The sequence below is a fragment of the candidate division KSB1 bacterium genome, assembly GCA_034521575.1.
Taxonomy (GTDB): domain Bacteria; phylum Zhuqueibacterota; class Zhuqueibacteria; order Residuimicrobiales; family Krinioviventaceae; genus JAXHMJ01.
Genome location: JAXHMJ010000005.1, coordinates 2,331,418 through 2,356,244, shown reverse-complemented (window position 1 = coordinate 2,356,244; position 24,827 = coordinate 2,331,418). Strand labels below are relative to the sequence as shown.

The following is a 24,827-nucleotide window of genomic DNA, read 5'->3' as shown; positions in this document are numbered from 1 at the left end:
ATCACGTCCTCGACCGGTTATCACGGGTTCGCCAATCCGCATCCAGCAGTCCCAGTTTGACCGCCAGATCGACGATTTTCTGCGCGCTTTTCACGATCGGCGCATCGACCATTTTTGAATCGACTGCGGTCACGCCCGTGCCCTGGGCCACGCCCTGATCATAGGCGCGCAGCGCCGCCTGCGCCCGGTCAATCTCGTCCCGGGACGGCCGGAACACCTCGTGCACAGTTTTGATCTGGCGCGGATGGATGCAGCCCATGCCTTCGTAGCCCAGCTGTCGGGCCTGCAGCGCATACTGACGCAGTCCGTCGGCATCGGACACGTCCGTGTACACCGCATCACTGGCGCCCAGTCCGGCGGCGCGCGCCGCATTGACCACCTGACTCTTGGCCCACAGGCTCTCACGACCCTCCGGGGTCTGCGGCACACCCAGATCCGCGAGGTAATCCTGCAGTCCCAGAGTCAGCGACGCCACCCGGTCGGACGCGGTTGCAATGTCCAGGGCGTGAAAACAACCGAGCGTGGTTTCGATCACCGGCATGATCCATACCGGATATCCGGGATCGAGCGCGTCGATTTTCTCCACCACCTGCCGCACCTGATCGGCATGCTGACATTTCGGCAGCAGAATCAGTTGCGCCCCGTACGGGATCACCCATTCCAAATCCTCCAGTCCCATGGGCAGCTGATTGATGCGCACCATGCGCTCACAGTCGGCAAAATCCACCGCCAGCAGCGCGTTGCGCACCATCACGCGCGCCGCATCTTTTTCCCCTGCGGACACACTGTCCTCCAGATCCAGGATCACCCCGTCCGCTTCGTGCAGCGCCGCATTGATGAGCAGATGCGGCAGATTGCCCGGCAGATACAACCGCGAGCGGCGCAGACGCTGTTTCGGCGATGCTTCCGGCTGAATCCGCTGTTCGGGACAGGCCGGCGATTTGACCGTCACGCCGGCGCGGCGCACCGCGGTTTCCAGACGCGCCGATAACGCGAACGGCAGGGCGCCGGCGTCCTCAATGGTGATGCGCGCTTTTTGCAGTCCCATACGCTTCAGATCATCACGGATCTGCTCCTCGATCTGTCGACCGTACAAAGATTTCACCTTGCTCTGAATATCTATTTGCACGCCGGATGCATCCGCATCAAAGCGGATGCGGCAGTCCGAGCGCACTCCGTTTCCGTGCCGGCCCGCGCTACTCATGTTCGGTCCCCGCTTTCAGTTTACCCCGCACATACGGCAGCAACCCGCCCGCGTCGCGGATGGCCAGAATCTCCGGCGGCGGCGCCGGGAATTCATACGCTTTGTCCCGCATTCGAATGCGACCGGATGGCACGTCCAGTTCCAGCTCATCGCCCGGCTGCCAGTCGCGCACCGCATCCGGACACTCGATGAGCAGCAGTCCCTGATTGATGGCCGCCCGGTAAAAAATACGCGCGTAACTCACAGCGATCACCGCCTGGATGCCGACGGATTTCAATCCCAGCGCCGGCTGTTCGCGTGAACTGCCGCAGCCGAAATTTTTACCGGCCAGGATCACATCGCCCGGCTGCACGTTTTTTGCAAATCCGGGATCCAGATCCTCCAACAGATGCGGCCGGATCTCCTCCGCCGTGGCGCAGGTATAGGTATAGCGCCCGGGAAACAGCATGTCCGTGTTGATCTCATCCCCGTATGCCCAGATATTCATGTCAACCTCCACTGCCGCATGTCTTTTCAAAATTTAAAGTTGATTATTTGCCAACAATTCATTTTTTCTGTTACTCCACCTGGGTAGAAAATACCACCACAAAGCGCACGAAGGACACGAAGAAAAAATAAAGAAAAAAACGCTGGATTCCATCTTTTAACAATTCTTCATTGAAATTGATCAATAATCCAATCGAAATCTCTGATCATTTCCTATCAAAATCCGGGTTTTATGAATAGACAGCAGTTCAGACACTGCCTTTTCAATAATTAACTGTTTTTCTATAACGCAATCCATCACTTTTACAATAACTTTTCAATTTACATAGCCTCTTCGTGTCCTTCGTGTCCTCTGTGGTTTTAATTTTTGATCCTCTAAACAACAAACATGAAAGATATCGCTCATTCCGGTGTATCAAATGAATTCAATTGGCATAGATGATACCACCACGAAGCGCACAAAGATCACGAAGAACATAAGGCTTTTTCCGTTTTTCGTGTGTTTCGCGTCTTTCGTGGTTTTCTTTCATCATACCACTATGACCTTACCCGGCCGGATTACAAATTTTCCCGTCAATCGCCGACCAGGCCGCGGTCTGCGGACCGGCCAGGATAATTTCCGCGTCGGCACAGCCCATACGGCCTTTGAAATTGCGGTTGGCGGTGGACAGGCACACCTCGCCGGGCGCCAGCACGCCCTGGTGCGCGCCCAGACAGGGACCGCAGCCCGGCGGCAGCAGGATCGCGCCCGCATGAATGAGCGTCTGCATGGCGCCGGAGGCCAGAGTCTGTTCAAGAACACTCCGGGATGCCGGTAAAAGCAACAGCCGGCAGTCCGGCGATACCTGCTTGCCTTTGAGAATGACCGCCGCCGCTTCAAAATCCGAGACCCGGCCGTTGGTGCAGGTGCCGATCAAAACCTGATGCACGCGCTGTCCGGCGACCTCGCGCACCGATTTGACATGATCCACCTGATGCGGCAGCGCCACCACCGGTTCAACGGCGCCCAGATCATAGTCCAGTCGATTGAGATACTCGGCGTCCGGGTCCGCCCACACGGAGTCGCAGTCAAAGGTTTCGGGAAACGCCTGACACATCGATTCGCACGCCGCATCACAGGGAAACACCGCGTTTTTGGCGCCCATTTCGATGCCCATATTGGTGATGGTCATGCGCTCGTCCATGCTCAGCGACTCGATTTCGCCGTGAAATTCGACCGAACAGTAGGAAGCGCCGTCGGCGCCGATATCACCGATCAACGTCAGAATAAAATCCTTGGCAGACACCCCGGGCCGCAACGCGCCTGTTAAATCGACGCGAATGCTGTGCGGCACTTTCAGCCAGGTCTCCCCGGTCAGGATCAATGCCGCGGCTTCGGTGCGATCAATGCCGGTGCTAAAGGCGTTCAGCGCGCCATAGGTGCAGGTGTGCGAATCACTGCCCAGGATCAAGAGTCCGGGACGCGCAATGCCTTTTTCCATCATGATCTGGTGACAGATGCCCTGGCCGGCATCGTAAAAATGCCGGATATGATGCGCGCGCACATAACTGCGGATCTCGGCGTGATTCTGTGCGGTTTTTTCCGACGCCGCCGGCACCACATGGTCGAGCACGATCACATGCGCATCCGGATCATGCACGCCGTAGGTCTCCAGCTCGCCGCTGATCTTGCCGATGATGGCGGCGGTGTTGTCATGCGTCAGCAGAAAATCCGGACGCACCGTGACAATCTGTCCGGGCGTCACATGATCGAGTCCGGCTTTTTTGGCCAGAATTTTTTGAGCAAAGGTTTCTTTCATTTATAACAGACCTCCGCGCTGGTAAATCTGCATTTGTACCTCTGAAAACGGGGCGGCCTTGACGATTTCACCGGCTTCTCTGACAATCGTACCCGAGGCGAGATCGCAGGTAATCACCTCGCCGTCCTGAATATCCGTGTTCACCAGATCTGCGGTGGTGATCGCCAGACCGTTGTTGATGGCATTGCGCTCGTAAATGGCGCCGAAAGAGCGCGCAATGATCAGCGGAATGCCCAGACTCTTGAAACAGTCCACGGCCTGCTGCCGGGAACTGCCGCAGCCGAAATTATCGCCGGTGACCAGAATATGGCCGGGCTCGGCCTTTTTCGCAAAATCACCCCATCCGTCAAGATTTTCAAAGGTATACGGTCCCATGTCGTTGAGTTCCGTGACCGTCAGATAACGGTTGTGATAGATCATGTCCGTATCGATATGGTCCTGCCGGATCACCCACACGCGGCCCTTGATGACCGTCGGTTTGCCGGATTGTTCGCCGGAGCGTTTGGCCGCCGGTTGGCGCAGCGGCGGCGCGCTTGCGTCACGACATCTCACGCTGTTCAGGCGGTCGGCCGACACCAGGCATCCGGCCACGGCTGCCGCGGCCGCGGTGGCCGGACTCGCCAGGTACACCTCGCCTTTGCCCTGTTTGCCGGCGAAATTGCGGTTGCCGGTGCTGACCGTCACTTCGCCGGGACCGTTTTGTCCCACCTGTCCGGCCGCGCAGCCGGCGCATCCGGCGTTGCCGATCAGAGCGCCCGCCTGCTTAAAAGTATCAAACACTCCCTCGCGCAGGCAGCGTTGCCACACCGCGTCCGTGGCCGGCACGATTTTCAACACCACGTGCGGCGCTTTGCGTTTGCCCTCGAGAACCGCTGCAGCGGCGCGCAGGTCTTCAAAACGACCGTTGGTGCAGGACCCGATAAACACCGAATGCACCGGCGTTCCCTCAGCCTCGGACACCGGCACCGCATCATCGGGATGACCGGGACGCGACAGCATGGGTTCAAGATTTGCAATGTTTACAGAGAGTTCACGCTGGTAAACCGCATCCGCATCCGCATAAACCGGCTCGAACGCGGCGCCGGCCGTGCGGCAGGTGTCAATCACCGCATCCGACGGCGAGATGAGCAGAATGACGGCGCCCATTTCCGTGGCCATGGACGCCAGGGTGATGCGTTCGTGCAGGTCCAGCGCCTCAATAGCCGGACCGTAAACTTCGGCGGCCGCGCCGAGCAGTCCGTTGGCGCCAAACTGCTGTAAAAAATACAGCGTCAGGTCTTTGGCCGTACAGTGTTGCGGCAGCGATCCCTTGACCGTGATCTTGACGCTCGGCGGCGTCTTGAACCAGATCTGGCCCTTGGCGAAGGCCGCGGCAATGTCCACATCGCCCATGCCCTGACCGAACGCGCCGATGGCGCCGAGAATATTGGCGTGCGAATCCGTGGACACCAGGGTGCCGCCCGGACCGATCCAGCCGTTTTCAATGGCCAGATGCGTGCCGATACCCTTGTCAATGTCGCTCACCGGGATGTCATGCTGTTTCGCAAACACCCGGCAGAGCTGCTGATGGGCCGCGTATTTCTGGTCCGAGCCGGTGGGATTGCAGTCAAAGGTGAACGCGGTTTTCGCCGCATCAGCGATTTTCAGCCCGTGTTCCTGCAGATTCCTGACCACATTGGCGCCGCCGAAATCACGCGCAACGCGGAAATCAATCACCATATTGGCGATATCCCCGGGCTTGACGTCGCGTCCGGAGTGGCTGGCAATGATTTTTTCAATCAGGGTCTGACCCATAAAAGCCTCCTTGTCCTCAATCCGGAATCAGGCGTTCCCTGAACGGCAGAAACGTCATAAAATCCGCGTGATGCACAATCGTTGCTTCTACCGAGCGTTTCACCCGGTCGCCTTCGCCGGCGTGCGCGGCAATGATGTGAGACACCTCCGCCGGCACCCCGCAGCGCTCGGCCAGCGACACGCCGGAAAACGGATGGCGCAGATACTTGCCGTAATTGCCCTGCACCGCCTGTCCATCCGCGAGATCGTATTCCAGCAGCTTGCCCACGTCGCAGAGCATGGCGCCGGCGATGAGCACGTCCATGTTCACCGGCAGGTCTTTGCCTAAAAATTCACGGATAGTCTCGCCGCAGGCCTTGGCCAGATGCACCACGGCGCGTTTGTGCGTCATGAATGTCGTGGTGACGCCCGGAATTAGCAGGGTGAACGGAATGCGGTTCAGATCATCGACGCTCAACACGCTTTCCGCAAGCGCCGTTTCCCAGACGTTTGCCGTTTTCTCCCGCAGATCGTTATCCTGAATCCAGGTCAGTTCCGGCCACAAATTTTTTATCGCTTTCTGCATCAACAGTCTCCCTGAATCGGATTACAAATGCGCAATGACCGCGTCGGTCATCTGCTGTGTGGTGGCCGCGCCCTGTTTGATCACATCGGCGCCGCCTTTCAGGCGCAGCATGTCATAGGTGCGCACCCGGCCGTCGGCAATCACGGCTGCCACAGCCTCGCGGATGCGCGTTGCGCGCGCCGGGTCGCCGATATGGTCCAGCAGCATGCAGGCGGACAACATCATGGCAATCGGATTGACAATCGACGGCTGCAGCTGTTCATAGCGGGGCGCGGATCCGTGCGTGGGTTCAAACACCGCCACCTCATCGCCGATGTTGGCGCTGCAGGCGAATCCGAGTCCGCCGGTGAGTCCGGCAAATCCGTCCGAGACAATATCGCCGAACATGTTGCCGGACACGATGACGCCGTAATCCTCGGGATTCTTGGTCAGCCACATCATCTGCGCGTCGATATTGGTAGAGCGCAGCTGAATATCCGGATACGCTTCGCCGGCTTTGCGCGCTTCTTCTTCCATCATACCCGAGGTTTCGCGGATGACATTCGGTTTTTCGCACATGGTCACGGACGCATAGCCGTGCTGGTGCGCATAAGTGAACGCCGCCTCACAGATACGCCGACAGGCCCGGCGCGTGAAAATACGCGTGGACACGGCCAGATCGGGTCCGGGCACGTCCCTGAACGCCGCCATTTTCGGATGCGTCTCCAGCGCCTGCCGCACCGGCCGCGGCGGATCGGTCCATTCCACACCGCCGTACAAGCCTTCCGTATTCTGCCGGAAAATCACCGCGTCCACCGGCGGCTCGTCAACCCCGCCGGCGGCGTTGCGGCGGACAAAGTTCAGGGGATTGCCTTTGAACGCCCGACAGGGCCGGATGCAGATGTCGAGGTGAAACAACTGACGCATCCTGACAATCGGACTGTAATACACCGCGCCGCCCTCCCGCAGTTCGGGTTTGAGTTCCAGCGCCGCCTTGTCTTTGGGTTTGGACGTGATGGCGCCGAACAGACCCAACTTGTGGGCCTTGAGAAGATGGATCGTTTCATCCGGCAGCGGATTGCCCTGCTCGCACCAGTAGGTCCAGCCAATGGGCGCCTCGACATAATCGGCTGCAAATCCGGCCGCTTTTAACACGCGCAGCGCTTCCGGCAGCACGGTATGGCCGATACCGTCGCCGGGCATGGTGACAATGGTTCGCCGTTTCATAAGGGGGTCTCCTGTTGTTCAACCGATTCAATGGCCGCGCGTACAATCGATAACGCGGTGTCGATCTGTTCCTCTTTGACGGTCAGCGCCGGACAGAACCGTATAGCGCTCTCGCCGCATCCCAGAATCAACAGTCCGCGCTGAAAACAGGCCTGGATCACCTGATTGCGGAACTCCGGATACGCTTCGCGGCTGCCGGGATCCCGGATAAATTCAACAGCCGCCATCAGTCCCCGGCCGCGCGCGTCGCCGATCACCGGGCACCCGCTCATCAGTTGCCGCAGTCCGGTCATCAAATGCGCGCCGGTTTTCGCCGCATGGTCAACGAGTCCGCGTTCGAGCAGATCCAGAGTGGCCAGGGACGCGGCGCAGCAAACCGGATTGCCGCCAAAGGTGGACGCGTGCGCGCCGTACGGCCAGTTCATCACCTCTTCGCGCGCGATCAGCGCTCCCAGCGGCAGTCCGCTGGCAATGCCCTTGGCGCAGGTGATCATATCCGGTTGCACGTTCACGTGATTCACCGCCCAGAATTTGCCGGTGCGGCCCACGCCGGACTGCACCTCGTCGCACACCAGCATAATGCCGTGTGTTGTGCACAAGTCGCGCAGACGCGGCAGAAAATCATCCGGCGGCACAATATAGCCGCCTTCGCCCTGGATGGCCTCGACAAAAATCGCCGCCACCTCGTCCGGCGCCACCTTGTGCTCGAATACGGTCTGCAGTTCTTTCATGCTGTGATCGGTGACGTTGTCTTCGTACCCCACCGGCCGGAACGGATTCGGGTAATCCACGTGCGAAATCTGCGGCACCAGCGGCTTGAATCCGAAACTCTGGATCATCTTGCTGGCGCCCAGCGACATGGCGCCGTAGGTGCGGCCGTGAAAAGCGCCGATAAAACCGATCACGTGCTGACGTTTGGTGTGAAAACGCGCCAGTTTGAGCGCCGCTTCCACGGATTCAGCGCCGGAATTGGTGAAAAACACGCGGTTCTTGCCGGACATGGGCGCCAGTTTGGACAGGCGTTCGGCCAGCCGGATCTGCGGTTCATAGTAAAAATCCGTGCCCGACATGCTGCAGGCAGCGCCGGCTCTGTTCGTGAATGGCGTGCACCACCGCCGGATGACAGTGTCCGGTGGACGTGACCGCAATGCCGGCGGTCATATCGAGAAACACATTGCCGTCCGGATCGGTGATCGTCGACCCGATCGCATGATCGGCCACCAGCGGGTAATCGCGCGTGTACGAGGGACTGGTCACCTGATGATCGCGGCCGGTCAGTGTCTGTACATTCGGGCCCGGTAGCGCGGTCTTGAGCCGCGGCGCCGCCGGCTGTTCGGGAATGAGCGGAAATTTCGCTTGTGGGTTCATCGCGTCCTCTTTCAGTCAAATTGAATGCCCTGGGCGAGCACGGTCTCGCCGCTCCAGTTGACGGTGTTGGTCTGGCGGCGCATATAGCTCTTCCAGGCATCGGACCCGCTCTCGCGGCCGCCGCCGGTCTCTTTTTCACCGCCGAACGCCAACCCGATCTCGGCGCCCGAGGTGCCCAGATTCACATTGGCAATGCCGCAGTCGCTGCCCAATGCGCTGAGAAAGCGCTCGGATTCGCGCAGATCATGGGTGAAAATGGCCGACGACAAGCCCTGCGGCACGCTGTTGTGAATGCGGATCGCCTCGCTTAAATCGCCGCTGTATTTGATCAGGTACAGAATGGGCGCAAACGTCTCGTCCTGCACAATCGGCAGATCCGGCGTTACCTCGGCAATGGCGGGTTTGACGTAACAGCCGCCCGCATAGCCTTTGCCTTCCAGCCGACCGCCCTCGACCAGGAATGTCCCGCCCTGCTCTTTGATGGTCTCCAGGGCGTTCATCATCGTGTCCACCGCCTTCCGGTTCACTATCGGTCCCATGTGATGCGACTCGTCCAGGGGCGAACCGATGGAAATCGTGGTGTATGCTGATTTCAGAATCCCGGCCAGCTCGTCGTATACTTTATCCTCGATGATCACCCGGCGCGTGGTGGTGCAGCGCTGTCCGCAGGTGCCGATGGCGCCGAACAGGATGTTTTTGGCCGTTAGCTGCAGATCCGCGTGCCGGGTGACGATAATGGCATTGTTGCCGCCGAGTTCGAGGATGGTTTTGCCGAGGCGCGCGTGCACGGTCTGGGCGATGTGTTTGCCGATTTTCGTCGAGCCGGTGTAACTGACCAGCGCAATGCGCTGGTCCTGTGTGATCAGCTCGCCCACGTCTTTGCCCGGACCGGTCATCAACGCGGCAATGCCGTTCGGCGCGTCATTGTTTTCGATCACCCGCTGCAGAATTTTCACGCAGGCGATGGCGGTCAGGGGCACGGGACTCGCCGGTTTCCACAGCACCGCGTCGCCGCAGATGAGCGCCATGCTGGTGTTCCAGGCCCACACGGCCACGGGAAAGTTAAATGCCGAGATCACCGCCACCACGCCCAGCGGATGCCACTGCTCGTACATGCGGTGTCCCGGACGCTCGCTGTGCGTCTGTACGCCGTAGAGCATACGCGACTGGCCCACGGCCAGATCGCAGATATCGATCATTTCCTGCACCTCACCGAGTCCCTCCTGCAGCGACTTGCCCATTTCAAGGGTCACCAGTCTTCCCAGCGGTTCCTTGTATTTGCGCAGTTCGTGCGCGAATTGGCGCACCAGCTCGCCGCGCCTGGGCGCCGGCCATTGCCGCCACTGTTGAAACGCCGACTGCGCCGCCGCAATGACTTTTTCATAATCATCATGACTGCCGGTGTCCACAGCCGCGATGTTTTCGCCGTTGATCGGACTGATCACATCAACACGCGCGCCGCCCCCGAACCAGCGGCTGCCGTCAAACACCCCCTTGTTCCGCGGAGACAATCCCAGCGTCTCTAATACATCATGAAATTCAGAATTTTGCATCGGACAACTCCTTTCAGATATTGCGTCCTCGGCGTTGTGATATCACCACGAAGCGCACGAAGGACACGAAGGGGAAAAAATAAAGAACGAAACGGTTGATTCCATCTCTTCTTCGTGTCCTTTGTGTCCTCTGTGGTTTAAATTTTTGATCCTGCAAACTACAAACATGATAGATACGGCTCATTCCGGTGTATCAAAGGAATTTAATTGGCATTGTGATATTACCACGAAGGTCACGAAGGAAAAATATATTAAAGAACAAAACGCTGGATTCCAGCTTTTAACAATTCCTCATTGAAATTGATCAGCAATCCAATTGAGATATTTGATAACTTCATATAAGTCAAGATTTGGGCGTTATGAATAGGCAGCAGTTTGGATACTGCCTTTAATTCAACGATTAACTGTTTTTCAATCAACACATCAACCCGGTACCCGCAGTCCAGACGCAATCCTTTATACAGAACAGGTAATGGACATTGGAGTTCAAATGATATTTTATTGATAGAAAGCTCTCTGGCAAGGCACTGCTCATAGGTAGATTCCAATAACCCGGGACCCAATTGCCGATGCACCTCTATCGCACAACCAATCACTTTTTCGGATAGTTTATCAAATTCCATATCTTCTTCGTGTCCTCTGTGGTTTATTTTTTTTACCCTGCCAACATAAAAAAACACCGCTCAATCCGTTGTATCAAAGAAATTTAATCTCTCCATATCCCTGCCATAGCGCCTTATGGGATGAAATCACCACGAAGAGCACGAAGGACACGAAGGACACGAAGGACACGAAGGGAAAAAATATAAAGAACAAAACGCTGGATTCCAGCTCTTTGTAATTCTCAATTAAAATTGATCCAGTATCCTATCGAATAATCCAATGATTAACTGCTCATCTCCAGCATAACCACTCGCTTTTTCGATAACTCGTCCATTTCCTCTTCGTGCCCTTCGTGTCCTCTGTGGTTTTAATTATTTACCCTGCCAACATGATAAATATCACTCATCCCGGTGCATCAAACGAATTCAATCCTTTCATATCCCGGCCGTAGCGTTTGAACACCGCATCCCCCACCTCGTGGGTGATGCGCTCCACATAGATTTCATGATTGACCAGATCGACGGTATTGGACACCAGTCCGCGGTTCATGGAAAACACGCCGTCCAGGGTGCCGTCGTCGAAAATCGATCCGGTGATGCACTGGCGCCGGTCCGCAGCCAGCAGAAACTGCCGGCCCAGTTCCGGCACCATCTGACGCTTGTTGGCGCTGTGCAGCACCGCGCCGGCGCCGCTGTTCTGCAGCTGTGAAAACGCGTCATGATGACTGTAGAGAATCACCGCCATGCGCAGATCGCGTTCGGCGGCCCGCAGCAGCGCCGGATACACCGCGTCAAATTCTTCCGCCCACAGCGCCACGTGCAGGGTTTGCTGCGCGCCGTCCACCAGCGAATGCGCGCGGCTGACCAGATCGTCCAGCGAGGTCACCCGCCAGAGGATTTCCATCACATCCGGCTCTTCCTGCAGATGCTGCAAGGCCGACTGCGCCTGATCGCAGGCCTGATTCATGTTGTTCTGTATATTATCGATCAAGGTTTTCGGATCCACGGCCACGTACACCTTGGCGTCCCGGTCCGCGGTCTCGGCGCGCACCGCCGCGCCGCGGCTCACCAAGCGCTGCAGCACTTCGTACACCTTGGCGCGCGGAATACCGCCGCGCGACGCGATTTGATAGCCGTTGGACGGAGATTGCGACAGCAGCGCGCAATAGGCCCGCGATTCATAGTCGCTGAACCCGATCGCTTTTAACGCTTGATACGCCTGTTCCAGACTCATACCAGCCTCGCTCAGTTACGTAACCACCCCGGTCACTACTATATACGAAAGGGTTTTGAGGAATGCAAGAGATTTTTTCGGGTTTTTTCGGGTTTTTTCTGTTTTCTACCTACTTTCTTTTTTCTTCCTACTTCATACTGACCTTAAAACTTAACCACTTAAAAACTTGAAACTTTTTTTCTTTTCCCTTGCCTTTCTCCCAAAAAATTCATTTATTAAAACAATCACACGGGGCAGACTCGACGCGGGGTAGTTTTTCTGTCATTTTTTATCATACAATAAATGCATATATAAAAAAGTAACGCCCCATGTGGAAAGACATAGCGTTGCCACACATTTACTGGACCAAGGTACAGATCTTCGATATATCCAGGAGTTATTGGGCCACAACAGCTCAAAAACCACGGAGATTTATACTCATGTATCTAAAAATGCAATTGATAAAATTCGGAATCCAATCGATGAGTTTTTTGAATAAATCATATTTGTTGGTATATTTAAAATATAATCAATTGTGCTTATAGCACAAAATTAGCTGTATAAGAACAATAGCATATACACAGACGTTGTGCTCAATTTTAAAGACGACCGTGAATATGATTAAAACTAAAATAAAACAATATGAAAAATAATTGGCAACAATTTCTTTTTTGCATAATTGTTCAGCTCTTATTGCCATTATTGCCGCTTCTGATTGAGAAATCATTAACTCAAGTAATTTCAAGTGAAACATGGACATTAATTGCAGGAATGTACATTATTGCAATAGGAGTATCATCCAATAATTTACCGATGTTAGGTGCTTCAATTGTTGTTTCAATGTTTTTTATGGCGGTTTTTGGGTTTATAAAAGCTGGCAATACTATAACATTTGACATTAATATATGGGCATTAATATCGGTTGTATCATTTATGATTATTCATATTATTGAGAGATACAAGCGACATATAATTGGCGACGAATTTTTCGTAAAAATTAATAACATGCATGATGTTTGAAATAATCGCAATAATAGCTTCGCTGATAAGTGTACTTGCAGTTATTTATAGTTTTTACACTGCAAAAAAATCTATGTCAAAGGCGAAGAAAAAAATAAGCGTAATGAGTGAATATTATAAATCACTTATAGAAAATGACATATCAAATAAAGAACTTAATGAAATATCCTATGAATTAATATCATCATTGGATAATTACGTGAATATTATCAATAAGCTTCATCCAAATTCAAGGATTAATGCAAGTTTACAATTGTTAGTTAACGAGAATAATAAAGCTAATGTTGTAACTTTTGCCAGAGATTCGAAATCTGCAAGAAATAGAGAAACCTTTAAATACTCCTATCCAATTTCAGAAAATACAGCATTTAATTCTATCATAAGTGAAAAGAAAGAGTATTTTTTCTCAAATAATTTTGACAAACCAAGTGACACTATTTACAATAATTCAAATAACAACGACTGGATATTACCCTACAAATCGACTTTTGTACTACCGATAAAGAAAAAAAGCAAGGAAAATGCTGAAGAAATATTTGGATTCTTATGTGTTGATTCTGAAAATAGAATTGAAAAAGACACAGCGTTATTTGACGACATTATGGAAATTTCAAAATCCACTGCAATTTTTATAAGGACAATAATTGAAGCTATGAATGAGAAAAAAACTGAGCACAACACGCAATAAAAAACATAGGGCAGAAAGTGTTAAATTTGAACGACATTCCATTTAATAAACGGCATGGCAGCTTGATAGGTAGGTGCTTTGAAATGCCCTACGTTTCTTATTGCCATCCGTTGTGCTTTATGTCAAAAACCGACTGAACCAATCTGAAAGAATTATCGACATGCATATAAACCAAATTGAAATTGAACATATAGAAAGGTTAAATGATGTTCAGCTGACAAAACTTTTGCACAGTTTGTTGCAAATCGAATTGAAGAAGAATGGAATAGACGGTAGCGCTTTTGTTCCATTTAATATAACAACTGGAGATGGTGGAGATGATGGTAGAATTCAATGGACAAATGGAAAAGATAACACCAAATGGTTGAAAAGTCGATTTTGTCTTTTTCAAAATAAAGCAACCAAATTAGATCCCTCTGAATGCTATGAAGAAATATTACTTCCTAAAAAAGATAGTGAAGACAGAAAATTAAAACCAATGGTTCAAGAGTTGGTTGAAAGTGATGGTTGCTATGTTTTGTTCATTAATAAAAACCTTAATACCAAACTCAAAGTTGATCGAATAACTGAGTTTAGAAGAGCTATTAAGGACGCTGGATTCTCTAATCATGACACATTAAATATTGAAGTTTTTGATACGAATTCCATCAAGGACTGGGTAAATAAAAACATTGGTTCTGTAACTTTAGTACAGAAGTTTAACAATATTTCAAGACCAGGATTTAGGCTTTGGGAAGAATGGGAACAAACTCTAGAAGGATCGGACACAGCTTATCAAACAAACAATATTATAAAGCAACATATTCAGAATATATACGAGTCATTAGCCAAGCGAAAACCAATTAGAATAATTGGGCATTCTGGATTAGGTAAAACAAGACTAGTTCTTGAAGCTTTTAGAGAAAAAGAAGATAACCCAGATATAATAGCACTGAAAAAACAGTTGGTATATTTTGAAATTGGGGTAAACGGCTACTTAAAAGATTTAAGTAACTATATCATTAGCCACACCAATCAAGAAGGAATTATTGTAGTCGACAATTGTGATGAGGAATCACACCGAGCTTTATCCGGATTGGTTAATTCTATGGGGAAATTTCACCTAATAACCATTGATATTGCCTCTACCACAAATGAAGAAACATCATTCAAATTAGAAAGGGATGATCAACGCGACATTGTAAAGGGTATAATTAATGAAAAACTAGGCTCCTCTCATAGTCAAAGTGATAGAGACTATTTAAATAGTATTTGTGAAGGATACCCATGGATGGCAGTAAAATTTTGTAACAATATCCAAAAAAATGGCATTGCCGATTTCAGTAATAATCTGCCCAAGGAATTTATAAAAAGACTGTTGTTTAGCCGTAATGATAAAGAGAAAGTAGAATATAATGTAATCAGAGCTTGTTCTGTATTTTCAACATTCGGATTTCTTGATGATGAACTTCGCTTGATCTTAAATAATGAACATAAAGAATCATTAAAAAAGCAAATGGAATTCATCAGAACCAACATTTATGACTGTGAGATAAGCAAAAGTTCCTTTTACGAAATATGTCAAAAATATAGAAATGAAGATATAATTGAAAAAAGAGGTACCCAGTATATTGTTAAGCCAACAATATTGGCTATCAATTTAGCATCCGACTGGCTATTAAATACTCCCCCAGATAAAATAATATTAATTTTAGAAGCTCTAAAAGGAAGTCCCTTAAGCACCAAGTTTGTGGAGCGACTTAAAGATTTAGATCAATTAGACAAGGCTCAAAGCATTGTTAATGAATTATGGGGTCCAAACAGCCCTTTTGGTTCAGCGGAAGTTCTTAATACTGAGTGGGGTTCACTGCTCTTTCGCTATGTTGTTGAAGTGAACCCCATTGCGACTTCTAAAGCATTAAATAGCGCATTCAGTGATTTTTCTAAAGAAGAAATCAAGAATATTAAAGTTGGACGTAGAAATTTGGTTTGGGCTTTAGAAAAACTATGTTTTCGAAAAGAAACCTTTACAATTGCAGCAAAAACACTTTATTCTTTTGCTGTAGGCGAAAATGAGACTTACGGAAATAATTCAGAGAATCAATTTTACCAACTTTTTCAATTATTCCTTTCTGGAACTGAGGCTAACTTACACAAAAGGTTAAGAGTCATAAAGTGGGGGCTTGACAAAAAGGATGATGATTATAATAGAATAGCAATTAACTCATTAGGAAGAGGAATCCTCAATGATAGATATACAAGAATGGGTGGTGCTGAAAAACAAGGAAGCAGTGCCCCTCTTAAAGATTACAATCCTAACTGGGCCGAGATTTATGAATATTGGGATGAATCCATTTCAATTCTAAAGCATTTTGCTTGCCATAAAAACCCTAATCAAGATTTGGCAAAAACAAAACTTGCAAATGCGTTTAGAACATTAATTCGTGATGGTAAAGTTGATGTTGTAATTAGCACCGTAAAAGATGTTGTTAACAGTTCGGAATCATATTGGTTAGATGGAGTAAACGCATTAAAAATAACGCTTGGGTTTGAAAAATTACCAAATGAAGTCGTTCAAAAAATCGAAGCTTTAATTATAAAAATCACACCAAATGGAATAAAACATCTTTTATACTCTAAAGTGACATTGCCCGAGTGGGATTCTTATGAGAAAGATAAAAATGGCCATTACATAGATAAGCCCAAATTAAATGCAGAGGCACTGGCAAAAAAATTGGTTGACGACAAAATAGAATGGAATGTTTATGTACCTGAATTGCTTTCCGGTGAACAAAGGCAAGCATTCAATTTTGGAAGAAAGATTGGGGAATTAATTAAGAACAAAAATGAATTCTTAAGTCTTGCTTTTGAAGCCTTCGCTAAAGTTCCAGAGTCAGACAGAAATATAGAATTAATTGGTGGTTTCATGGTTGGTAGTGATGATAAAGACATTAAAATCCAAGCTATTCAAACGACTCTAAGTGAAGAATCGTATAATCAATTCGCATTTTATCTAACACGAGTTTCCAATCCAGATTTAGCTGATCTTGAAAGATTGTTTGAAATAGTTGGTGAATCAAAACTACCAATTAGGTTCTTCAAAAATTTTCAATATGGACGAGCCTTAGACAATTTAAGGCCTGATGAAGTAATACGTCTGTGTGAAAAAATTTCAAGTTATGGCAAAGAAGGAATTTGGACATCATTGTCCCTGATTTACATGTATTGCTATGGGAGTAATGATAAATGGAATCATTGCAAAGAGTTTATTAAGGATTTGATTAAAAAAAATAATATAATAGTAGGAGTTTCAAATATTGGTAATATTGATATTTACCATTGGTCTGATAGTATTGAAAAGATTTTAAAATATTCAAATGAGGTTGAATTTTCAAAAATTATAGCGGAACAAATTATTGAGTTTTCTTCTGAATCCCACTTTAATTATGCTTTCGATGTATATGTCAAAAACGTACTTGAGGTGCTTTTAGATGATTATTATGAATCGGTTTGGGAGATAATCGGGGCAGGACTCATTGGTGATTATCTCACTTATTTTAATTTGAAAAATATGCTTGGTACTCTAAATGGTAACTGGGGTCATCAAGGACATTTATTTGAAAACACTTCCCGTAACGAAAAAATACTCTATTGGGTCCGAGAACATAATGATATAGCTCCAAGAAGAATTGCTAATATGATGCCAATAGAAAGTGGAAATAATAAAACCATAGAATGGCACCCTTTTACCAAGTCTATTATTGATGAATTTAGTAACATGGACGGTGTACTCGAAGAGCTTTCTGCAAACATGGGAACTTTTGGTATAACTGGCTCTTCTGTACCATATTTTAAAAACCAAAAAGTGCTACTAGAGAAGTTATTAGATCATCAATCAGAAAAGGTAAGAGAATGGGCAGAAAAAATGATTGAATATACCGAGCGATGTATAAAAAAAGAAGAATTGGATGATGAAGAAAGATTCTTATAAAAGCACGCAAGCACAATGATGAGTATAAAACATAGGACGGACACTGGTAAAATTAAAATGGGCGTTAAATTTTGCTTTTCGTCCGCTGAAAAATCCGAACCCCGCAGTTAGTGACATGGTTAGGCTTAAACAAATAATGAACCAGTCGCCAAACAAGTAAGGAGGGCGCTATGAAAGACCGATTATTCGAAATACCAAGTTGGGGTACACAATTTGATTATGATAGAGTTGCAAATGATCGTCTGGAAGGTAAAATAAGAAATTTCGAAGTAACAGGTTTGCACGACCACGGCAAAGGGCAACACGTAGATTTAAATGTTCATAATTTGGATGGTACTATTAAAAAGTATGTTGGTTTAACTCCCGACCCAAATATAAAGGGACCAAAAGATTCATTCGGATGGTAATTAATGAACTTAAAATATTGGGCGACTGGTTCAAATTTATTTTTCAGCAAGCACTACTACTGCGATAATTATGGCACTCATTGTCATCAGTTTATTATTTAAGGAGTGGTCTTATTATACCGGCAATGAAATAATATATTTGAACTACCGATAAGTTGACAGTAGTGAATATCTGACAAACATCATCCTAGACATGCTCACCCGCCGGAACGAGCACAAAGCGGCCGCCGCCGCGTTTGATCATGGTGTCAAACGCAGGCTTAAAACCCGGCTATTCTGAAAATGTTTTTGTTCGTGTTGTTCGTTTCGTTCGTTGCTTGTTTTGCTTTGGCCGGATTGAGAACGACGCTCACGGGCGACGAACCTCGTCGCCCTACTTTTCGATCGCCCGGGATATCCATCCCGGGCGCAAACTATTCAGAGACATCCGTCTCGCCCGGCACAGCCATAATAAGCAACAATATGTTCAGTGCGCCGGTACCAAACAGTAAAAAGCGAAAGTTATACGTATAAATCCACCAATCCATTACGTAGAGATACCGCCATGAACAAAAAGACCCTTTACATCGACAAACCGCTCATCGAGTTCGCGCACAACTATTCACAACAAACGCGGCAATCCATCTCGAATCTCGTCGAAAATGTTTTGCAGCGGCTCAAAGACGATATTCATCCGGAAGAGCTATCCGAAGAAACGCAAGCCCTGGACGGCATCCTGCAGGGGCACACATTCGACACGGACACCCGGTTATGAAAACAGCCTATCTTGATCTGAAACTCATATGGGATATGCTCACCCGGCAGCACGAGCATGCGGCGGCCGCCGCTGTGTTTGATCACTGTGTCAAACGCAGCCTGAAAGGCGCCATCGGCTCGCATGACATCGCCGCCTTGTCGTCAGAACTGCAGCGGCAACAGGTAGACCCGAACCTCCGGCAGCACATCACAGACACGCTGCTCGACCACCTGAGCGTGCTCACCGCCCACGAAAGCATCCTGAGAGACGCCCTGCACTCACAAATCCGGGATTACGAAAAGGCCGTCACCGACGAACTGGCGTTTCATGCCGGGGTGGATTTTATGGTGGTCCGGGATTTGAGCGAGTTTGAGGGGTCAAAGAATCGAGTGTATGCGGTTCGGGAGGGTTGGTATAGAATGTATAAGCAATGTTAAATTTTGATTGAAGTAAATTAATATTAAAAAAGTGGTTAGGTAAATATGGATGAATTTTTAAATGATGGGGTAAATTAAAAATGTATCTGCCTATTTTAATAAAAATAAAAATTAATCGGCTTCGTAATAAACAAAATAAAATAAATAATTATTATACCAAGAAAATTCGAAATGCGGAAAAACAGCGCAAATCCTTCAAAGAAATAGAAGAAATAAAGTGCGACTCCACTTTGAGCATGCATTTCTTGAAGAACAAATAATAGAAATTATAACCACTCATTTAACCAATATATGTAGGAAAAGAATAATACCGTTACCTGAGTTTAATAGCAAGGAGTTCTGGATTGAACCTTCATATATCCCAAAAAACAAAATATTATCTAATAAAGGAATTGCATACTTACGAACACAAATTAGAAAAGAAAACCAAACATGGTTGAAGCAACATATTATTAGTATTTTGGCATTAATCATTGCCGGTTCATCCGCTTTTTTTTCCTATTCTCAATCAAAACTTGTTGAAGAATCAATGAAGTATACAAATAGGCCTTATCTGGTATTAAATGGAATAGAGAAATCTACAAACCATGATTATATGTTTTCTATCAGTAATTTTGGAAACACTCCATCTTATTTTACGAAAATTCATTATGACACCTTTATTAGAGATTCTTCTTTTATCCCCCCAGACAATTTTAGTATGACGAATACATTAGTACCAACAATTGGTGGTAAAAAGGAGCGCCTATTTACACCAGTCAAAGTTAATAATCTTTTTAATCCTGATACACTACAAATTTTAGAGTCTAATAATAAATTTGTATTTGTTGCGGGGAAAATTGAGTATATGGATATTTTTAATGACAAACATGGATATTATTTTTGTCATTTGAAATCCACGGATAAAGGATCGTATAAATTTAAAGATTATAATTATGCTTATTAAGCAGTAATTACAAACTATACGTTTATTGGTATCAAATTTTGCATCTTTTTGTCTAATATTAAAAGCTATTTCATTTTTTATTGATAAATCTATAAACATTATTTACAAAATATAAGACAACTTTATTCTGGAGTAATATTGCCTAATCCAATATCAAAAGTTATGCCGTCTGCTTCAATTGTAATGGGCAATGTTGGCAATAGTCCATTTTCTAGACATCCGGACTTGGCATTGCTCGTAGCAGAATCCATATCATCGTGGTCAAATGTTGAAAACTTTTTATTAAAGTTATTTGTTCAGATACTGGGTGGTAATAAATCATTAGCAACAGATATTTATATATCTCTTGAAAGCCAAGCAGCAAAAACATCTGCGATAAATGCGGCAGCTAGATCAATTCTAAAAATGGAATCAGATGAATTGAAAATTTTTAAAGCAATTATGGCAATTTCAAAAGCGAATGTAAAAAACAGAAATAAATTGGCACATTGGACCTGGGGATATAGTCCTGATTTAAATGAGGCATTACTATTGGTTGATCCTAAAGCAACTATTTCAGAATATGATCGATCAAAAATCTATGTATATAAAAAAATAGACTTTGAATCCATTGTTGAATCGAATAATAATCTGTGTCATTACATTCAGCTGCTAAAATTTGTTTTTATGAATCATTCTGCAAATAACAATAATGAGCTAATTACAGAACTTTTATCAAAACCAGAAATTATAGCCAAAATACCAAAATGAATTGTTACAAATTCCAGCACTAAGCTTATACTATGGCGTTTGAGTGGCATAACCCCAAAAAGGATATTGTATGGGAAATATTAATCAAAGTTTTAGAAATTATTTAAGAGCTTTAAAAGACATTTACAAATCTTTTGAAAATTCTTCACATGAAGAAAGAAAAGAGTTTTTTAGAAGAATTCAAAAAAGAGTTCCCTATCCATTTTATAAAGAATATGAATACTTTTTTAGAAAGTATTATGAGAGAGGATATTTCCCATTTCCATTCTTCTTTTTTCCACCTGATCCAAAATATTGGCATTTACTAGAGGACAACTGGAAATTTCCCTTTGAAAAAATTATGCGAGAATTAGAAAGAGAATTTGAAGTTGGTGAAAATGATAATCAAGAATTCTCTCCTGGAGAAAAACAAATATCAAGAGATGTACAATATCTATCAAGTCAATTCATGAAACTCACTGAAACATCTGCGAAGTTAGAACAGGAAGTATTTAAAATATCATTTATTAAGGATTTACCCAAAAATGTTGTTGGACATATAACTGAAGATGGTACACTCAAACTTGTTGAACCTGAAACTAAAAAGGAATGGAAAATAGCAATCCTTAGCCCCAAGGAAATATCTTTTAAAGAAAACATAAATAAACTGATTGAAAACAATAAAGGTAACAAAAGCTCTTTCATAAAAGAACTTAAATTGTTGTTAAATGAAAAAAATACCCATTAAATATAAAATCTGGTTTGTCTGGAAACGAATTCTGAATTTGAACTTTTCAGAACTAACAGCAGTAATTGTTGCTATGATACTTACATTTAGTATTGCCTACCCGCAATTTGAAAACATAAATAAAAATCAAAAAACGACAACAATTGAATTCAAATCACAGAACGGTGAACACATTTCTGGTGAACTTACAACCAAGGAAGACAAAAATTTAACTCTTAGTATATTAAGCTTAATTGGAATAATACTTGGCCCAATAATATTGCTTTGGAAATTCTTAATTGAATCAAAAAGCATTGAAAAGTTTTATAATAGGATGTATGATTTATTAAAAGAGGAGTACGAAACATTATTAAAAATAACCGAGTTTCAAAATTCAGAAACTAAAAATATTCAAAATATTAATAAAATTTTTACAAAAATTCATGACAATGGAAGGGTGACAAATAATGATTTATTAAAATTAAAGAATGAAATTTCGCCACATAAAAAAAGATATAGTGAATTTGGCAGTTAGTGTTAAATGTGAACATATTAATAATAAATAAAAACAAAAGCTTAATCTAATAATTTTATTTCAAGTTAGGATAAAAATTAGGGTGTTCATTTCCAGACCAAAATTAAAAAAAACAATAAAATATAGACATGGCTAATATTTATAAAATTTTGCAACAAATTAATAAAAGTCTTTCACAAATAGCATCTCTCCCACTAACAAACGAATCTACTTTTGCAGTTATAACCCAGCATGTCAATGAACAGATGTCTAAATTAAATAGAATAAATTTCTCGATTCAAGTTCCCGATATTTACTTTGCTTCATCGGTTATTGACAAGTCAAAACTGACTGATGCGATTAATGCTTCAAACAAAATTTTAGAGGTATTAAAAGTATTGTCTAATAGGCACCAGACATGCACTCAACAAATTGCTGATGCAACTAAAGGGCTTGATCTTGCGATGCAACGGATTACCGCTGATTTGGCTGCTTTCAAGCTTTCGTTCCAGAACATTATCTCTTCTGGTATAATTGATGACTTTCTGGAGATAGTTCGAATCGATAAAGCAACAATAGACGCATTCAAGGCAGCGAGTTGGCCAATTGCACCTTCAATGTCTCGGAATTTCAGGAAACATATTATTGATTTACACGTCCAAGGGAAAACGCGATATATTAGCAATGCAATAATCGGGTATTATCATCGTAATGAATACAAAAATTTGAAATATATGGTTGACACTTGGCAAAATCATCCTTTATTTGCCCCCCGTATACATATAATTAAAGATGCTCTAAGAGTTCATTATCAAGGAAGTTATACGCTTTCGATACCAGCTTTGTTGCCTCAAATAGAGGGTATACTCAATGAATACGTATTAACGAATAATTTATCTGCAAAGCTGGGAAAGATTCAAAAGGTATATGATGCGGTTATTTGGAGATTTAGAATAAATATGGATTCTCTGATTTGGGTAATAGCAAACACTCTCCTTTATCAACTTCAGACAAATACTTATGTTTATACAGATTTTGAAAATGAAATGAAGAGAGCAGCTAGTGGTCGTCGGATAACTCGTCATACCGTTTTACACGGAGTGACGGTGAACTACAATAGACCTATAAATTCTTTGAGAATATTTGTTCTTCTAGATGCCATTTCAGTACTTCCAATTTATAAATTATGAATGATCTCAACAAAGAAAAAGAATTATCAATTGAATTAGCAAAAAAAGCCGAGTCTGCATTACGCAGTTTCTCCAAGTCAATAAAAGAATCTATCGAGCCTATTCATCCTGGTCCATATGCATTCTTCTAATCATATTGTTCATGCCCTTGAACGATTAAAGGATGTGCGATTGACTCTTGAGAGATTATATGAAGGACGTAGATTTCTATGGCTCGCAGATCAAATTATACACAATTATGAATTAAAATTAAATTTACAGATTCCAGAGAATAAAGCCGAAGAATTAAAAAATTACAAAGACCGATCAAGGCATTTAAAAACTGATTTTGAATCATTATACTTATTTGGCAATATTTTATTAGATCAATGGTCTTTGAGTGTAGCATATGCAACAGGACAAGACAGACCTAATAAATTCTCATTTTTTTATTTGGTCAATTTATTAGAAAATCCAAATTATGCTGGAATATTACAGCACCTTTGGGAAAATCAATATCAAATGTTGCTCTGGTTAAATAGTCAAATTAGATTCTATAGAAATAAATTTATAGTTCACTCTAGGAGGCCTTGGCAAAGAGGAGAAACACATACCTTACTGGGATCAGATTATAAACTTTTTATTCCTTCCCCTCCTGGCTGGCTAGATGATGAATCTATAAATGATAAAATTAAAGATTTAATCCCAATTGCAAAGAAAATTTTAGAGAAAAAATCGGAACAATACTGGGCAAAAGTTAAACCCAGATATTTGCTTGAAGAATTATTAGATAGGATAGGCCAAATTAAAAACAAAAATGAGCGAGATAAGATTAGAGAATTAGTAGCAAAATATGGCACACTAACACCTACATTCCAAATTGTGGGGAATAATATTTTATCATTTATAAATGATGCTACATTAATTGTTCAGGATATTGCTATACAAAATAATAAAATTATAAATATCGGAGCACCTAAGAAATTAAAATAATAGAAGAACTATAAATCTACAAGGATAAAAATCCTGAGCGCGAACTAATCAGAGACATCAGACACTCAAGGCACAGCCAGTGACAGCAGAACAAAACAACAAAAGTCATCAAATTTATACGTATAAACAACCCCATTCATTACGTAGAGAAACCACCATGAACAAAAAGACCCTGTACATCGACGAAGCGCTCATCGAATTCGCGCACCGCACTTTGCAGCAAACAGGGCAATCCATCTCGCATCTCGTTGAAAACCACCTGCAGCGGCTCAAAGACGACATACATCCGGAGACGCTATCCAAAGAAACGCAAACCCTGCACGGCATCCTGCAGGAATATCAACTCGACAAGGATACCCGATTATGAGAACAGTCTATATTGATCTGAATCTCATATGGGATATGCTCACCCGGCAGTACGAGCACGCGGCGGCCGCCGCCGTGTTTGATCACGGTGTCAAACGCAGGCTTAAAACCCGGCTATTCTGAAAATGGTTTTGTTCGTGTTGTTCGTTTCGTTCGTTGCTTGTTTTGCTTTGGCCGGATTGAGAACGACGCTCACGGGCGACGAACCTCGTCGCCCTACATTGGGTCCGGGATTCGAGCGAGTTTGAAGGGTCAAAAGAATCGGGTGTATGCGGTTCGGGAGGCGGTGGCGGTTTTGGAGGATTGAAAAACGGATCGCGCTGGCGTCTTAAACG

Annotated in this window: 25 protein-coding genes and 1 pseudogene; 15 read left to right on the top strand and 11 right to left on the bottom strand. The window is 45.3% G+C overall.

From position 1 onward, the window contains the following. Position 1 precedes the first annotated feature (1 nt). From U5R06_23610 to U5R06_23560, 11 genes are all read right to left on the bottom strand, one after another. Positions 2-1,204: an aldolase/citrate lyase family protein gene (locus tag U5R06_23610; GenBank protein ID MDZ7725729.1), complete on the bottom strand. Its 1,203-nt coding sequence runs from the start codon at positions 1,202-1,204 to the stop codon at positions 2-4. After that, the gene (locus U5R06_23605; GenBank protein ID MDZ7725728.1) at positions 1,197-1,691 is read right to left on the bottom strand and encodes a 3-isopropylmalate dehydratase; all 495 of its coding nucleotides are present in this window, start codon (positions 1,689-1,691) and stop codon (positions 1,197-1,199) included. Before U5R06_23605 ends, U5R06_23610 begins: the two co-directional genes overlap by 8 nt. Positions 1,692-2,235: 544 nt before the next feature. Further along, complete coding sequence (locus U5R06_23600) at positions 2,236-3,489, bottom strand: 3-isopropylmalate dehydratase large subunit (GenBank protein MDZ7725727.1); 1,254 nt, start codon at positions 3,487-3,489, stop codon at positions 2,236-2,238. Further along, positions 3,490-5,283, bottom strand: a complete 1,794-nt coding sequence (locus U5R06_23595) for an aconitase/3-isopropylmalate dehydratase large subunit family protein (protein MDZ7725726.1) — start codon at positions 5,281-5,283, stop codon at positions 3,490-3,492. It abuts the gene before it with no gap. 16 nt (positions 5,284-5,299) lie between these two features. Then, a complete protein-coding gene (locus tag U5R06_23590) occupies positions 5,300-5,848 on the bottom strand; it encodes an HDIG domain-containing protein (GenBank protein MDZ7725725.1) in 549 nt (182 codons plus the stop codon). A gap of 21 nt (positions 5,849-5,869) precedes the next feature. After that, positions 5,870-7,054: an isocitrate/isopropylmalate family dehydrogenase gene (locus U5R06_23585; protein ID MDZ7725724.1), complete on the bottom strand. Its 1,185-nt coding sequence runs from the start codon at positions 7,052-7,054 to the stop codon at positions 5,870-5,872. Then, on the bottom strand, positions 7,051-8,124 hold the full coding sequence (locus U5R06_23580; protein MDZ7725723.1) for an aminotransferase class III-fold pyridoxal phosphate-dependent enzyme: 1,074 nt from the start codon (positions 8,122-8,124) through the stop codon (positions 7,051-7,053). Before U5R06_23580 ends, U5R06_23585 begins: the two co-directional genes overlap by 4 nt. Next, the gene (locus tag U5R06_23575; protein ID MDZ7725722.1) at positions 8,099-8,422 is read right to left on the bottom strand and encodes an aminotransferase class III-fold pyridoxal phosphate-dependent enzyme; all 324 of its coding nucleotides are present in this window, start codon (positions 8,420-8,422) and stop codon (positions 8,099-8,101) included. Before U5R06_23575 ends, U5R06_23580 begins: the two co-directional genes overlap by 26 nt. Before the next feature lie 11 nt (positions 8,423-8,433). Next, a complete protein-coding gene (locus U5R06_23570; protein ID MDZ7725721.1) occupies positions 8,434-9,975 on the bottom strand; it encodes an aldehyde dehydrogenase family protein in 1,542 nt (513 codons plus the stop codon). Between the two features lie 251 nt (positions 9,976-10,226). Further along, positions 10,227-10,598 carry a GxxExxY protein gene (locus U5R06_23565; protein ID MDZ7725720.1) on the bottom strand — a complete coding sequence of 124 codons (372 nt, stop codon included), beginning with the start codon at positions 10,596-10,598 and terminating at the stop codon, positions 10,227-10,229. A 382-nt stretch (positions 10,599-10,980) separates the two neighbouring features. Further along, positions 10,981-11,811: a helix-turn-helix domain-containing protein gene (locus U5R06_23560; GenBank protein MDZ7725719.1), complete on the bottom strand. Its 831-nt coding sequence runs from the start codon at positions 11,809-11,811 to the stop codon at positions 10,981-10,983. A gap of 286 nt (positions 11,812-12,097) precedes the next feature. Here U5R06_23560 and U5R06_23555 point away from each other — a divergent pair. From U5R06_23555 to U5R06_23485, 15 genes and pseudogenes are all read left to right on the top strand, one after another. Then, positions 12,098-12,289 (top strand): annotated as a pseudogene (locus tag U5R06_23555) (tyrosine-type recombinase/integrase). Positions 12,290-12,432: 143 nt separating this feature from the next. Then, a complete protein-coding gene (locus U5R06_23550; protein MDZ7725718.1) occupies positions 12,433-12,810 on the top strand; it encodes a hypothetical protein in 378 nt (125 codons plus the stop codon). Continuing rightward, positions 12,800-13,498 (top strand): hypothetical protein, encoded by a 699-nt coding sequence (locus U5R06_23545; GenBank protein MDZ7725717.1) that lies wholly within the window; start codon positions 12,800-12,802, stop codon positions 13,496-13,498. Before U5R06_23550 ends, U5R06_23545 begins: the two co-directional genes overlap by 11 nt. Before the next feature lie 160 nt (positions 13,499-13,658). Then, positions 13,659-17,468, top strand: a complete 3,810-nt coding sequence (locus U5R06_23540; GenBank protein ID MDZ7725716.1) for a hypothetical protein — start codon at positions 13,659-13,661, stop codon at positions 17,466-17,468. Between the two features lie 170 nt (positions 17,469-17,638). After that, the gene (locus tag U5R06_23535; GenBank protein MDZ7725715.1) at positions 17,639-17,875 is read left to right on the top strand and encodes a hypothetical protein; all 237 of its coding nucleotides are present in this window, start codon (positions 17,639-17,641) and stop codon (positions 17,873-17,875) included. 544 nt (positions 17,876-18,419) lie between these two features. Further along, positions 18,420-18,629, top strand: a complete 210-nt coding sequence (locus tag U5R06_23530) for a DUF6364 family protein (GenBank protein ID MDZ7725714.1) — start codon at positions 18,420-18,422, stop codon at positions 18,627-18,629. Continuing rightward, the gene (locus tag U5R06_23525) at positions 18,626-19,048 is read left to right on the top strand and encodes a PIN domain-containing protein (GenBank protein ID MDZ7725713.1); all 423 of its coding nucleotides are present in this window, start codon (positions 18,626-18,628) and stop codon (positions 19,046-19,048) included. The genes U5R06_23530 and U5R06_23525 overlap by 4 nt, the downstream gene beginning before the upstream one ends. Before the next feature lie 217 nt (positions 19,049-19,265). Then, the gene (locus tag U5R06_23520) at positions 19,266-19,994 is read left to right on the top strand and encodes a hypothetical protein (protein MDZ7725712.1); all 729 of its coding nucleotides are present in this window, start codon (positions 19,266-19,268) and stop codon (positions 19,992-19,994) included. A gap of 138 nt (positions 19,995-20,132) precedes the next feature. Then, complete coding sequence (locus tag U5R06_23515) at positions 20,133-20,744, top strand: hypothetical protein (GenBank protein ID MDZ7725711.1); 612 nt, start codon at positions 20,133-20,135, stop codon at positions 20,742-20,744. 70 nt (positions 20,745-20,814) lie between these two features. Beyond that, positions 20,815-21,471, top strand: a complete 657-nt coding sequence (locus U5R06_23510; protein ID MDZ7725710.1) for a hypothetical protein — start codon at positions 20,815-20,817, stop codon at positions 21,469-21,471. A 37-nt stretch (positions 21,472-21,508) separates the two neighbouring features. Then, the gene (locus U5R06_23505) at positions 21,509-21,985 is read left to right on the top strand and encodes a hypothetical protein (protein ID MDZ7725709.1); all 477 of its coding nucleotides are present in this window, start codon (positions 21,509-21,511) and stop codon (positions 21,983-21,985) included. A 128-nt stretch (positions 21,986-22,113) separates the two neighbouring features. Next, complete coding sequence (locus U5R06_23500; GenBank protein MDZ7725708.1) at positions 22,114-23,154, top strand: hypothetical protein; 1,041 nt, start codon at positions 22,114-22,116, stop codon at positions 23,152-23,154. Between the two features lie 117 nt (positions 23,155-23,271). Further along, positions 23,272-24,126: a hypothetical protein gene (locus tag U5R06_23495; GenBank protein MDZ7725707.1), complete on the top strand. Its 855-nt coding sequence runs from the start codon at positions 23,272-23,274 to the stop codon at positions 24,124-24,126. A gap of 157 nt (positions 24,127-24,283) precedes the next feature. Beyond that, positions 24,284-24,493 (top strand): DUF6364 family protein, encoded by a 210-nt coding sequence (locus U5R06_23490; GenBank protein ID MDZ7725706.1) that lies wholly within the window; start codon positions 24,284-24,286, stop codon positions 24,491-24,493. Further along, positions 24,490-24,615 carry a hypothetical protein gene (locus U5R06_23485; GenBank protein ID MDZ7725705.1) on the top strand — a complete coding sequence of 42 codons (126 nt, stop codon included), beginning with the start codon at positions 24,490-24,492 and terminating at the stop codon, positions 24,613-24,615. Before U5R06_23490 ends, U5R06_23485 begins: the two co-directional genes overlap by 4 nt. Positions 24,616-24,827: the final 212 nt, after the last annotated feature.